At 30.9% G+C, this 12,925-nt stretch carries 12 protein-coding genes; 6 read left to right on the top strand and 6 right to left on the bottom strand.

Annotated elements, in window-relative coordinates:
• Positions 1-819 (bottom strand): TIGR01459 family HAD-type hydrolase, encoded by an 819-nt coding sequence (locus E5R92_RS05545; protein WP_168607096.1) that lies wholly within the window; start codon positions 817-819, stop codon positions 1-3.
• A 123-nt stretch (positions 820-942) separates the two neighbouring features.
• Between E5R92_RS05545 and groES the strand changes: the two genes are divergently transcribed.
• Together groES and groL are read left to right on the top strand one after the other, a co-directional pair.
• Positions 943-1,233 (top strand): co-chaperone GroES, encoded by a 291-nt coding sequence (gene groES / locus E5R92_RS05540; RefSeq protein ID WP_168607095.1) that lies wholly within the window; start codon positions 943-945, stop codon positions 1,231-1,233.
• A 23-nt stretch (positions 1,234-1,256) separates the two neighbouring features.
• Entirely contained in the window at positions 1,257-2,924 is a 1,668-nt protein-coding gene (gene groL / locus E5R92_RS05535) for a chaperonin GroEL (RefSeq protein WP_168607094.1), read from the top strand.
• A gap of 191 nt (positions 2,925-3,115) precedes the next feature.
• Here groL and E5R92_RS05530 read toward each other — a convergent pair whose 3' ends face one another.
• A complete protein-coding gene (locus tag E5R92_RS05530) occupies positions 3,116-4,960 on the bottom strand; it encodes a DEAD/DEAH box helicase (RefSeq protein ID WP_168607093.1) in 1,845 nt (614 codons plus the stop codon).
• 195 nt (positions 4,961-5,155) lie between these two features.
• Between E5R92_RS05530 and typA the strand changes: the two genes are divergently transcribed.
• The gene (typA, locus tag E5R92_RS05525) at positions 5,156-6,982 is read left to right on the top strand and encodes a translational GTPase TypA (RefSeq protein WP_168607092.1); all 1,827 of its coding nucleotides are present in this window, start codon (positions 5,156-5,158) and stop codon (positions 6,980-6,982) included.
• Here the strand turns inward: typA and yczE are convergent.
• Complete coding sequence (gene yczE / locus E5R92_RS05520) at positions 6,979-7,626, bottom strand: membrane protein YczE (protein ID WP_168607091.1); 648 nt, start codon at positions 7,624-7,626, stop codon at positions 6,979-6,981. The two genes, typA and yczE, sit on opposite strands and share 4 nt — an antisense overlap.
• Before the next feature lie 54 nt (positions 7,627-7,680).
• Between yczE and E5R92_RS05515 the strand changes: the two genes are divergently transcribed.
• The gene (locus E5R92_RS05515) at positions 7,681-8,361 is read left to right on the top strand and encodes a DUF6134 family protein (protein ID WP_168607090.1); all 681 of its coding nucleotides are present in this window, start codon (positions 7,681-7,683) and stop codon (positions 8,359-8,361) included.
• Positions 8,362-8,363: 2 nt separating this feature from the next.
• On the opposite strand, the gene E5R92_RS05510 is transcribed toward E5R92_RS05515, so the two are convergent.
• Genes E5R92_RS05510 through tldD form a run of 3 tightly spaced genes read right to left on the bottom strand, consistent with a single transcriptional unit; the run spans position 8,364 to position 12,069 of the window.
• The gene (locus E5R92_RS05510; protein WP_168607089.1) at positions 8,364-9,335 is read right to left on the bottom strand and encodes an NAD(P)/FAD-dependent oxidoreductase; all 972 of its coding nucleotides are present in this window, start codon (positions 9,333-9,335) and stop codon (positions 8,364-8,366) included.
• A complete protein-coding gene (locus tag E5R92_RS05505; protein ID WP_168607088.1) occupies positions 9,332-10,651 on the bottom strand; it encodes a TldD/PmbA family protein in 1,320 nt (439 codons plus the stop codon). Before E5R92_RS05505 ends, E5R92_RS05510 begins: the two co-directional genes overlap by 4 nt.
• Positions 10,652-10,656: 5 nt before the next feature.
• On the bottom strand, positions 10,657-12,069 hold the full coding sequence (gene tldD, locus E5R92_RS05500) for a metalloprotease TldD (RefSeq protein WP_168607087.1): 1,413 nt from the start codon (positions 12,067-12,069) through the stop codon (positions 10,657-10,659).
• Positions 12,070-12,179: 110 nt separating this feature from the next.
• On the opposite strand from tldD, the gene E5R92_RS05495 reads away from it, so the two are divergent.
• Both E5R92_RS05495 and E5R92_RS05490 read left to right on the top strand, forming a co-directional pair.
• Positions 12,180-12,542, top strand: coding sequence for a rhodanese-like domain-containing protein (locus tag E5R92_RS05495; protein WP_168607086.1), 363 nt, complete (start codon positions 12,180-12,182; stop codon positions 12,540-12,542).
• A gap of 3 nt (positions 12,543-12,545) precedes the next feature.
• The gene (locus tag E5R92_RS05490) at positions 12,546-12,893 is read left to right on the top strand and encodes a thiol-disulfide oxidoreductase DCC family protein (protein ID WP_168607085.1); all 348 of its coding nucleotides are present in this window, start codon (positions 12,546-12,548) and stop codon (positions 12,891-12,893) included.
• The last annotated feature ends 32 nt before the right edge of the window (positions 12,894-12,925 follow it).

The raw sequence follows: 12,925 nt of genomic DNA, 5'->3' as shown, positions 1-12,925 counted from the left end.
TTACCACTTTAATTCTGTTTGAATAAAGTTTACAACAACTTCATATTTCTTTGAAACCACATCTATACCCTCTTTTTTAATTTCATCTCTATGAACACCATTTGAAATAATTAAAGAATTAAAATTTAGAAGATTGGCTCCTTTAATATCTGTGTTTAAATTATCACCGATAGATAAAACTCTTTTTCCTTTATTAATAATTGCTTGATTATAAACTTCAGGAAACGGTTTTCCAAAATAAATAACTTCTCCTCCTATTTTTTCAAAAACAAGAGCTACCGACCCTGCACACAATTCTCTTTTTTCACCTCTATCAACAATCAAATCAGGGTTAGTGCATATCATTTTTTTATTAATATGATCTTTAAATAAATCTTTGTAATAATTTAAATCCTCACCTTGTTCTTCAAATAAGCCCGTACAAAGTAAATATGAACTTTCTTTAATATCATTAGTCTTATTCTTTTTAAAATCTAAAAATAAATCAAAATCTCTTGGTGGTCCTACATGATAAAATTTTTTTTCTAGAGAATTTTTTCTTAAATAATTAAGTGCTGCTTCTCCTGAAGAATAAACTTTTTCTCTAATTTCTTTATTCATACTCATTTTTTCTAAAAAGTTATTTACTGTTTTATTGGGTCTTGGTGCGTTGGTTAAAAGAACATATTCTTTATTTGCTTTAGAGATTTCTTCTAAAGCTTCAATTGCATTTTTATGAAGAGTTATCCCATTATGAACAACACCCCATAAATCAATATAAAAAATATCATAATTCTCTACAATCGATCTTAATCCATCGTTATCTAAATTCTTAGTCATTATGGGAGGTATAACTTATAAAAAACACAATTTCTCTGGTTTTTTACCCTACATATTTTTCTTAACATCTCTTGAAATAGCTAGCCTAATAGCTATATGAGTCGCATAATAAAAGGAGATTTTATGAAATTTAAACCGTTACACGATAGAGTTTTGATAGAAGTTTTAAACAGTAGTGAAAAAACTGCTGGAGGAATAATCATCCCCGATACAGCTCAAGAAAAACCTCAAGAAGGTAAAGTTATAGCTGTTGGTGGTGGTGCAAAAACTGAAGATGGAAAACTAATTCCAATGGATGTAAAAGTTGGAGATAAAGTTCTTTTTGGCAAATGGTCGGGAACTGAAATCAAAATAGACAGCAAAGAATACAGCATAATGAAAGAGTCTGACATTATGGGTATTTCGGGTAAATAATTTAATTTAAAGGAGAAAATAAAATGGCAAAAGTTGTAAAATTCGACTCTGAAGCAAGGGCGGCAATGATAAGAGGTGTTGATATCCTTGCTAACACAGTAAAAGTTACTCTTGGACCTAAAGGTAGAAATGTTGTTATCGACAAATCTTATGGTGCACCAAGAATTACTAAAGATGGTGTTTCTGTTGCTAAGGAAATAGATCTTGAAGATAAATTTGAAAACATGGGTGCTCAAATGGTTAAGGAAGTTGCTAGTAAAACAAATGAAGAAGCTGGTGATGGAACAACTACAGCAACTATTTTAGCACAAGCAATCGTTAAAGAAGGTGTAAAATATGTAACAGCTGGCATGAACCCTATGGATGTTAAAAGAGGAATAGATGCAGCAGTAGATCATGTTAAAGCAAGTTTAATTGCTTCAGCAAAAAAAGTTAAAGATACTGATGAGATTGCTCAAGTAGGAACTATTTCAGCTAATGGTGATAAAGAAATTGGCAACATGATTGCAAAAGCTATGCAAAAAGTTGGCAATGAAGGTGTTATTACTGTTGAAGAAGCTAAGGGAGTAGAAACTGAGTTAGATGTTGTTGAAGGTATGCAGTTTGATAGGGGTTATTTATCACCATACTTTATTACTAACGCCGATAAAATGACTACAGAGTTAGAAAACCCTTTCATCTTATTGCATGAAAAGAAATTAACTAACTTGCAACCAATGGTTCCACTTTTAGAAGCTGTTGTACAAGCTGGTAGACCTTTAATGATTATTTCTGAAGATGTTGAGGGTGAAGCTCTTGCAACTCTTGTTGTAAATAAACTTAGAGGTGGTTTAAAAGTTGTTGCGGTTAAAGCACCTGGTTTTGGTGATAGAAGAAAATCAATGCTTGATGATATTGCAATTTTAACTGGTGGTCAGGTTATTTCTGAAGACATTGGAGTTAAACTTGAAAATGTTAAACTTACAGATCTTGGGTCTTGTAAAAGAGTTAAAGTTGATAAAGATAATAGTACAATTATTAGCGGCAGTGGTAAAAAATCTGAAATTGAAGCTAGATGTACTCAAATCAAACAACAAGTAGGTGAAACAACTTCTGATTATGACAGGGAAAAACTTCAAGAAAGATTAGCAAAACTTGCTGGTGGAGTTGCTGTAATCAAAGTTGGTGGTGCAACTGAAGTAGAAGTTAAAGAAAGAAAAGATAGAGTTGAAGATGCTCTTAACGCAACTAGAGCTGCTGCTGAAGAAGGAATAGTAGTTGGTGGTGGTTGTGCTCTTTTATACGCTTCACAAAGTCTAACTACACTTAAAGTTAAAGGTGATGATCAAAAAGCTGGTGTTGCATTAGTGGCTAAAGCTTTACAGGCTCCTATTAGACAAATAACTTTAAATGCTGGAGTTGATGGTTCAGTTGTAGTTGGAAAACTACTGGAACAAAATAAAAAGAACCAAGGTTATGATGCGCAGAATGAAGAGTACGTTGATATGTTTACAAAAGGTATCATTGATCCTGTTAAAGTTGTAAGAACAGCTTTACAAGATGCTGCTTCAATTGCTGGGTTGCTTGTAACCACTGAAGCTATGATTGCTGACAAACCAGATGACAAAGATGCTGGTGGTGCTGGTGGAATGCCTGGAGGAATGCCTGGTGGAATGGGCGGCATGGGTGGCATGGGTGGAATGGGAATGTAATCCCACTCTCTTTAAAAAAGAATTCAAAGGCCATCTTTTTAGGTGGCCTTTTTTTTTATTAAGCTGTTATAAGATTAAGATATGTCAAAAAGATACAGTGGAAAATCATTTAAAGACTCTAGCACTGCTAAAAAACCAAAATTAAGCCTAAAAGAAAAAAGAAAAAATAAAAAAGAGAAATCTAAAAAATCTTAGACTTTAGCTCTTTTTTGACTATGTTTTTTGAAGGTAAAGGTTTTAGGTCTATCACTTCTACTCTTAAACTTCTTCTTTCCATTAAAACTAGAGCTTTTTTTCTCTCCACTAGTAAATGAACTTTCAGATGTTTTTTTTCCAAAGTATTTTGGATTATTTGTGAATCCTGTAGGTTTCGAGTTATCTTTTTTTGTAAAACTAGATTTTCCTTTGTAACCGAAACTTTTTTTCTCTCCATCTCTTGATGATGAACTAGATCTTCCATAACTAGAAGGTTTTGATTTATCGCCAAAACTAGATTTTCCTTTGTAACCGAAACTTTTTTTCTCTCCATCTCTTGATGATGAACTAGATCTTCCATAACTAGAAGGTTTTGATTTATCGCCAAAACTAGATTTTCCTTTGTAACCGAAACTTTTTTTCTCTCCATCTCTTGATGATGAACTAGATCTTCCATAACTAGAAGGTTTTGATTTATCGCCAAAACTAGATTTTCCTTTGTAACCGAAACTTTTTTTCTCTCCATCTCTTGATGATGAACTGGATCTTCCATAACTAGAAGGTTTTGATTTATCGCCAAAACTAGATTTTCCTTTGTAACCGAAACTTTTTTTCTCTCCATCTCTTGATGATCTGTCAGGTCTTCCTTTGCCAAAAGATTTTTTTTCATCTCTAAATTTTCTTTTTTTATTGTAAGGAGCTTTTCCTCTTTTTCCTCCTCTTGAGTCTCCTCTTGCACCACGTGGTGCAGGTTTAAAATTTGGATCAATTAATTTACTAATTTCATTCCACATCGATCTATCATCTGGAGTAAGAAAAGTTAAAGCAGAACCTTCTGTTCCAGCTCTAGCTGTTCTTCCAATTCTGTGAACATAATCTTCTGGAACTTGTGGAAGATCAAAATTAATTACGTGCTGGATTAATGGAATATCTAGTCCTCTTGCAGCAACATCAGTTGCTATTAATATTCTTTTAAGGCCTTTTCTAAATGAAGTGATTACACGATCTCTTTTACTTTGACGAAGATCTCCATGAATAGCATCAGCTGAATGACCCTCTTCTTTAAGGCGTTTAACCATTTTATCAGCACCCCTTTTAGTTTTAACAAAAACTAATATTGATCCTTTTCTTGTTATAAATTGATCTACTAGTTGATCATATTTATTTTCTTTAAAAACTTGAAGAGTTTCCTGTTTAATTTTTGCAATCGGCACTGATGTTGACCCTGTTGAAATTCTTTGAGGCTTATTAAGATATCTTTCAGAAATTCTAACAATATTCTGAGGTAGTGTTGCAGAAAATAATAAAGTTTGATGATCTTTTGGAACAAATTTTAAAATTAATTCTATTTGAGGGGTAAAACCCATATCTAACATTCTGTCAGTTTCATCTAGTACTAGATATTTAGTAGCCGATAGATTTAAACTTTTTCTTTTTAAGTGGTCATTAATTCTCCCAGGAGTGCCAACTATTATTCTTGATCTATTACCCAATTGTCTAAGCTGTTTTTGCATTGCCTCTCCACCAATAAGCAAAGCAGTTTTAATATTAATTTTATCACTAATAATGCTTTTAATTGCAGCCATTACTTGAGTTGCAAGCTCTCTAGTTGGACACATAACTAATGCAAATGCATTTTTATCTAATATTAATTTATTAATTAAAGGAACACTAAAAGCTAAGGTTTTTCCTGTTCCTGTTTGTGCTGTTCCTAAAATATCTTTTCCCTCTAAAGCAACAGGTATTGCCATAGCCTGAATTGGAGTTGGTTTCGTAAACTTCATTTTTTCCAATGAATTCTTTAACGAATCTTCTATTTTTAGTAACTTAAAATTTTCCATTTAGGTATTTAGATTTTTTAAAATTTAAGGAGATATGTTCTTAATCCTTTAATACGTCTAATTTATATAGCGATATCTATACGTTTTTATAACAATCACAAGAAGTGAATTTTTAGAATAATTAAATTTAGTGAGTAAATATTGATTTTTTTTAAGTTTTCAAATGACTCAATTAATGTATAAGAGCCTCAAATTATGAGTAACAATATTCGAAACATCACAATTATTGCTCACGTCGACCATGGTAAGACAACCATGATTGACAATCTAATGAAACAAAGTGGTTCATTTAGAGAAAATGAAGTTGTAGATGAAAGATTGATGGACTCTGGAGAGTTAGAAAAAGAAAGAGGAATAACTATTCTAGCTAAGCCAGCCTCTATTGATTGGCAAGATACAAGAGTTAATATTATCGATACACCCGGTCACAGAGATTTTGCGGCCGAAGTAGAGCGTGTTTTAAGTATGGCTGATGGTGCTTTATTATTGATTGACTCTGCCGAAGGTGTAATGCCACAAACAAAATTTGTACTAGCAAAAGCTCTTAAGCAAGGGTTAAAACCAATTGTTGTAATTAACAAACTAGATAAAGCTGATCAAAGAGCTAACGAAGTTTTAGATGAAACATTTGACTTATTTGTAAGTTTAGATGCAAACGAGGAACAATTAGACTTTCCAGTTATGTACGCAAGTGGAAGATCTGGATGGGCAAGTAAAGAGGTGGATGGCCCAAGAGAAAATTTACACCCATTATTAGATTTAATTATAGAACATGTTAAGCCAGCAGAACTTGATAAGACAAAACCTTTCGCAATGTTATCTACTTTATTATATGCAGACAGTTTCTTAGGCAGAAGTTTGGTTGGAAAAATATCTCAAGGAACAGCAAAAGCTAACCAACCTATTAAAGCAATAAATCTTAAAGGTGAGAAAGTTGACGAAGGTAGATTAACTAAAATTTTTAGATACGAAGGAACAAAGAAAGTACCAATTGAAGTTGGTGAAGCAGGAGATATTGTTGTAATTGCAGGTTTAGAAAAAGCTAACGTAGCAGATACAATTTGTGATCTTGAAGTAAATGATCCACTTCCTGCAACTCCGATAGATCCTCCAACGATGTCTATTACAATAAGTGTAAATAGTTCACCTTTAGCTGGAACAGAAGGTAAAAAATTAACAAGTACTCAAATTAGAGATAGATTGGTCACTGAAGCACAAAACAATGTTGGAATTTCTTTTTCTCAAAATGCAAATGTAGATGCTTTTGTAATTAGTGGTCGTGGTGAGCTAATGCTTGAAATATTATTAACACAAATGAGACGTGAAGGTTTTGAAATGACAGTAAGTCCTCCAAAAGTTTTATACCAAAAAGATGAGGGTGGAAATAGAATGGAACCGATTGAAGAAATTACCGTTGATGTAGATGAAGAGTTTTCGTCAAAAATCATAGACTCTATGAATAGAAGAAAAGGTAAATTACTTGATCTTAAAGATACAGGAAAAGATAAAAAAAGATTAATTTTTCATGCACCAACAAGGGGCTTGATGGGTTACACAAGTAGATTTTTAACTTTAACAAAAGGTACTGGTGTAATTAACAGAATCTTCCATGGTTATGGAAAATTTGAAGGTGAAATGGATGGCAGAAAAAATGGTGCTTTAATTTCAATGGCAAACGGAAAAGCTGTTGCATTTGCAATATTTAACCTACAGGCGAGAGGTGAAATGTTTGTAACTCATAATGATCCGGTTTATGAAGGAATGATTGTTGGATTAGCCCCAAAAGCTGGTGATATGATTATTAACGTTATGAAGGGTAAACAGTTAACCAATATGAGAACTCAAGGAACTGACGAAAATGTTGTACTTACTCCAGTTAGACAAATGTCAATTGCAGAACAGCTAAGCATGCTAAACACTGATGAAGCATTAGAAATTACCCCTAAATCTCTTAGATTAAGAAAAGCAATTCTTAATCCTAATGATAGAAAAAAGAACGAAAAATCGTCAACACCTCTTTAATTAAAAGACTTTCCAACAATAAATAAACTAAGAGCAACAGAAGGTCCTATTCCAAGAGCGAATAATAAAGTTCCAACTCCTACAGTTCCTCCAAGATACCAACCTATAGACATCGCTGTAATTTCAAGAAAAGCTCTAACAGTAGCAATTGGTAAATTTGTTTTTTTTTGTAAGCCCACCATTAGTCCATCTCTTGGTCCAGCTCCTAAATTAGCAACTAAATAAATACCCCCACCAAGTCCTACAGTGAGTACTGCTATAATTGCCAAAAGTATTTGAGAAATATAATTATCAGGAGTTGGCACAAATTTTATACAGACATCAATCATTAACCCAATAATTATTGCATTTAAGATTGTTCCAATTCCAGGTTTTTGTTTTAATGGCACCCATAGGAGCAAAACACCTATACTCACAAATATAGTTATTATTCCAGTAGAGAAATCAACATTCAATGCAATACCTTGTGCAAGAACAGACCAAGGCGAAGCTCCAGCAAAAGAGACTATCAATAATCCTTCGCCCAGCCCAAATAAAGTTAATCCAAGACACAAAAAAAAGAAAGTTGAAATTTTTGGTTTAAGATTTAATGGTTTTTCAGAACTCCAATATACTTTGGGAATATTTTTTATTTTTAAGAACATATTTTTCAATAAATTACTTCTTTTAAAACTAAAGTCTATTATTGTTAATACTTTATGAAAAAATTTTTTATACTAATATTTTTCTTAACATATTCATTCAGCTCTAATGCTCATATGGCGCATTATAATAAATTTAATAAAATTGAAATGGAGATTTTAAAAGATGGTGAAGTTATTGGTTATAATTATTATTTTTTCAAAAAAGATGGAGATAAGACAACAGTTACAAATCAAATTAAATTTACAGTAAAATTATTTGGCGCAACAATTTTTAAAATTGAAGGTTATGGAGAGGAAAAATATATTAAAGATCAATTAATTTCTTTTAACTCTAAAACACTTCAAAATGATAAAAAAAAATATGTAAATTTAGAATTTAATGAACAAACAAATAAATTTGATATTCAAGGTTCTTCCTATAATGGTATAGCATCAACAAATAACATAGTTGGTAATTGGTGGAGCCACAAAATTTTACAAACTGATAGTCAAATTAGTCCTGTATCAGGTAGTATCAAAGAACAAGTAGTAACCTTTATTGCTAAAGAAAAAATCAAACTCTATGGTAAAACTTACGACGTAGATCATTTTAAATTAACCTCAAAAGACATGTCTTTACCAAAAGACAAAAGACTTAATTTTGATATATGGTTTGATAAAAAAAATTCGTTAATTTTAAAAGTTACTTATTCAAGATTGGGAAATTGGGAATATAAGGTTAAAAAGTTTGAATAAAACTATCTATTTATTTTATTAAAAAGATCTTGAGCGCTTACCCATCCCGACTCAAGTCTAGGTCCAACAAACCAATCTGCACAAACTCCAAGTTTTAAAGAAGAATTCCAATAACTTTTAATTTTCAAGGGTTTTGGGTTGGATGAATATTTCCAGCCATGGTTTAATGAAAATAAAACTTTAGTTTTTTTGATGCCTGTAAGTTTAAAAAACTGTTCAATCATAATCTTGTTGTTCAATTTTTTATTTTCTCGATTTTTATCAATTTTTTTATTTGCCCATAGGTAAGTACTTTGCAAGGTCCAAAGATCATTTTTACTTTTAAAACGCATTTTACTATTTTCATTTCCAGCCCAACCTAAAATTTTATCATTAAAAAAATAACTACTTATATTAAGCTTGCTTTTTTTAATAGTCATCATGACTGTTATATTTGCATCCATTTTTATTCTTTGATTAATAAATGAATGTTTAATATATTTTTTTGAAAGTTTTTTTAATTGAGGAAATGGACAGGTTAATATTAATGATTTATATAATTTTTTTGACCCGTCAGAAAAATATATTTCCCACACTTTATTTTTATTTAAAATTTTAATAACTTCACTATTAAAATTGCAGTTGATATCTTTTAATAGATATTTGCTGATTGCGTTATTACCCCTTTTTCCAATTATCTTAATATGTTTTTTATCTTCCTTCTTATCGGTATTTAAAAATAAATGTTTTCCTGGCCATTTTTTAACAATTTTTTTGGTGATTAAATTTTTTATAAATTTTTTAAATTCATCACTTTTTGGTGAAATATATTGGACACCATGATCAAAACTTTCATTCATATTAAGCTTTTTATTGGCTGATCTTCCTCCGGCTCCTCTTGCTTTATCGTAAACATCTAGTGAAAATTTTTTACTGAGTGCTTTAGCAATTGTTGCACCAGAAATACCTGAGCCAATAATACAGAAATTTTTCATTTACCAGCAACAACCATACCTTCTATTAACATTGTTGGCGCATTCGTTGAGTATTTAAACTCAAGATCATCTGCCAGTGTTATGTTCTTAAATATATCTTTAAAATTTCCAGCTATTGTAATTTCACTAACGGGATATTTAAATATTCCATCTTCAACCATAAATCCATTAGCACCAACTGAATAATCTCCTGTAACCAAATTACTTCCATGACCAATTGTTTCAGTAATATAAAGAATTCTTGAATTTAGTTTTAAAAGATTTTTATATGAGATAGACCCTTTTTCAAAAAATAAATTACTTGTTCCGCCACTTCTACCATTTGACTTAAGCTTTAACTTTTTTCCATTATAAGTATCTACTAAATAATGTTTTAAAATACCTTGATCTACCAATTTTAATTCATCAGTATTCACTCCTTCAGAATCAAAATATCTTGACCCTAATCCTTTAACTATATTCGGTTTATCAAAAATATTTATTGAAGACGTAAAAATCTCTTCATTAATTTTATTTTTTAAAAAAGATGTACCCCTTGCTATAGATGAAGCAGATATTGCACTCGCAAAAGCACTTAATATTCCTTTTGAAATTCTTCTATCAAAGACAATGCTAATTTTTTCACTTTCTATTTTTCTTGGATCTAATTTTTGTAGTGTTTTTTTTGCTGCCATGTCACCAATTTGGCTAGGTTTTAACATGTCATTTAGATGACAGGTGCTGGTAAATTCATAATCTCTCTCCATTTTATTATTAGAATCTTTTGCTACAGCAACACATGAGGCTGAAAAAGAAGACGACTTATAACCATTTAAAAACCCATCACTGCTTGCTAATATAAAATTTGATTTTGACTCGGAGAAACCAGTTTCTGTATTAATAATTTCTTTTTTTTGAAATGCAGCCTCTTCTACTTCTTTTAAATATTCAATTTTTTCATCATTCTCTATATGGTCATCATCATATAAATTTAGATCATTTATTTTATTACCCAGTAAGTCTTTATCTGGTAATGAATTATATTCATCTTCTGGAGTAATTTTTGTTGTCTCAATACATCTTTCTACCAATTTCTTGATATTTTCTTCTGTAAGATTTGAAGAAGAAATACTAGATTTTTTTTTGCCAATATAAGTTGTAAGACTAACGCCTAGGCTATCCGATCTATCAGATTCATCTAATTTTTTATTTCTGAAATTTACTGTTTCTGAAATGGAATGCATAACAGCTGCGCTTGAATCTGTTGCTCCAAGTTTTTTTGCTAAATCTATGCAAAAAGAAGCTGTCTTTTTTAAATAATCTTGATCTTTAACCATATGATTTATAATTGAGTTCCACCAACCGTCATTTTATCAATTAGGATCGATGGTTGCGCTACACCTACTGGAACACCCTGCCCAGCTTTTCCACAAGTTCCAATACCTGGATCAAGCATCATATTATTTCCAACTAATGAAACCTCTTTTAAAATTGAGGGACCATCGCCAATTAACGTTGCCCCCTTTATAGGTGATCCAATTTTACCGTTAATAATTTCGTAAGCCTCTGTGCAGTTAAATACAAATTTTCCTGAAGTAATATCAACTTGTCCACCTCCAAAACTTACCGCAAATATTCCTTTATCAACTGATTTAATCATCTCTTCTTGAGAATAGTTTCCATTTAACATCATGGTATTTCTCATTCTTGGAAGAACAACATGTTTGTAACTTTCTCGTCTTCCACTACCTGTGGATCTTGTATTCATTAATCTAGCGTTAAGTCGATCCTGCATAAAATTTTTTAATATACCATTTTCTATTAAAACAGTTTTTTCAGTTGGTGTACCCTCATCATCGATTGTTAAACTTCCTCTTCTGTTGTGAAGAGTACCATCATCAACAATAGTAACTCCTTCGCTGGCAACTCTTTGACCCATTAAATTATGAAAAGCAGATGTTTTTTTTCTATTAAAATCACCTTCAAGACCATGTCCAATAGCTTCATGGATGAGTATTGCTGGCCAACCTGATCCTAAAACAACTTTCATTTCTCCTGCTGGAGCAGCTTTGCTTTCAAGGTTTACTGAAGCAATTCTAAATGCTTCATCACATACTTTTTTCCAATTATCATCTTTAAGATATTCATCATAGGATTGTCTTCCACCAATTCCATAAACTCCTGTTTCTTTTTTTCCATCTTTCTCAAGCATGACTGAAACATTAAAACGAATTAAAGGCCTAACATCTGTTAACACTTCGCCTCCAGATCTTATAATTTCTATAGATTTATGCTCACCTGCAAAACTAGCAGTGACTTGTTGCACCATTCCACCTTTGGCTCTCGTATAGTTATTAACTTCTTTTAAAAGATCTAATTTAGATTGTAGTGATTTTTCTTCTATCGGGTTAACATCTTTATAAAATTTTTCATTAGTTTGTGGAATTTCATGATTATAAATACCTTTTTGAGATTTCAATGTTGAGCTTAGATTGCTAGCTGATTGTTTTAATGATTTTTTTGAAATTTCATTTGAATGAGAATAAGCTACCACTTCACCTGTTACAGCTCTTAAGCCATATCCTAGGTCAGAACTATAACTAGAACTCTTTATTTTATTATCATCAAGTACAATAGATTCACTTTTAGAATTTTCTAAATAAAGCTCGCCATCGTCACAATTATTTAATGTTTCTGATATAATACTTTCAGCATCTTTTCTTGATAAATCTGTTTTAGTAAAAAATTCACTCATATATAACTAATAATCGTTAAAATTATTTTTTCAATTGTCGTATTTCGCACATATACAATCTATCGGATTCTATATAATTTTAGGAATAAATTAAAAAAAAGGACAATATAATGAAAAAATTTGATGAATTAATGAACGTTTCTAAGGAGATAAAAAATATTTCGGTTGATGAAGCTAAAGAAAAACTAAATGATCCAAATGTTCAATTTATAGACGTAAGAGATAAAAATAGCTTCGAATCAGAGACTATTGGTAATGCCATAAATTTAGAAAGAGGCTTATTAGAATTTTATCTGGCTGATGGTAGTCCTTTAGAAAATGAATTGTTTAAAAAAAATCCTAACAAAGAATATATAGTTTTTTGTGGTCTTGGGGGTCAAAGCACACTTGCAACAAAAACTATGCAGGAAATGGGAATAAAAAATGTGAAAAATATGACTGGTGGAATGACAGCTTGGAAAGATAAAAAATAGATTGTGAAGGTTTATTTTAATAATTCCTGTAAAATTTGTCGTGCTGAAATAAATTTATATAAAAAGGAAAATATTAAAGACATAGAATGGGTGGATATTACAAATAATAAATCAGCAGAAATAGAAACTCAAAGAAATGCCAAGAACCTTCTACGTAGACTTCATATTAAAGACGGGGAGAAAGTGATAGGAGGAGCAGAAGCTTTTTTATTAGTATGGAAAAAAATTCCTAAATATAAGTTTCTTTATAGTTTTTTTAAAACTCCTATAATTTTTACTTTATTTTCATTTTTTTATGAAATTATTGCTTTTTTTTTATTTTTAAAAAATAAAAAACAACTTTTAAAATAAGTTTTTAATGTTGAGATGAGGTACTGAATAAA

Source organism: Candidatus Pelagibacter giovannonii, assembly GCF_012276695.1.
GTDB classification, from domain to species: domain Bacteria; phylum Pseudomonadota; class Alphaproteobacteria; order Pelagibacterales; family Pelagibacteraceae; genus Pelagibacter; species Pelagibacter giovannonii.
This window is presented reverse-complemented; position numbering and strand designations above follow the sequence as displayed.

Coding starts and splice junctions, on each gene's coding strand:
- E5R92_RS05515 (WP_168607090.1), top strand. CDS start 7,681: ATGAAAAAATTTTTTATACTAATATTTTTCTTAACATATTCATTCAGC.
- typA (WP_168607092.1), top strand. CDS start 5,156: ATGAGTAACAATATTCGAAACATCACAATTATTGCTCACGTCGACCAT.
- E5R92_RS05505 (WP_168607088.1), bottom strand. CDS start 10,651: ATGGTTAAAGATCAAGATTATTTAAAAAAGACAGCTTCTTTTTGCATA.
- groL (WP_168607094.1), top strand. CDS start 1,257: ATGGCAAAAGTTGTAAAATTCGACTCTGAAGCAAGGGCGGCAATGATA.
- E5R92_RS05530 (WP_168607093.1), bottom strand. CDS start 4,960: ATGGAAAATTTTAAGTTACTAAAAATAGAAGATTCGTTAAAGAATTCA.
- E5R92_RS05510 (WP_168607089.1), bottom strand. CDS start 9,335: ATGAAAAATTTCTGTATTATTGGCTCAGGTATTTCTGGTGCAACAATT.
- tldD (WP_168607087.1), bottom strand. CDS start 12,069: ATGAGTGAATTTTTTACTAAAACAGATTTATCAAGAAAAGATGCTGAA.
- groES (WP_168607095.1), top strand. CDS start 943: ATGAAATTTAAACCGTTACACGATAGAGTTTTGATAGAAGTTTTAAAC.
- E5R92_RS05545 (WP_168607096.1), bottom strand. CDS start 819: ATGACTAAGAATTTAGATAACGATGGATTAAGATCGATTGTAGAGAAT.
- yczE (WP_168607091.1), bottom strand. CDS start 7,626: ATGTTCTTAAAAATAAAAAATATTCCCAAAGTATATTGGAGTTCTGAA.
- E5R92_RS05495 (WP_168607086.1), top strand. CDS start 12,180: ATGAAAAAATTTGATGAATTAATGAACGTTTCTAAGGAGATAAAAAAT.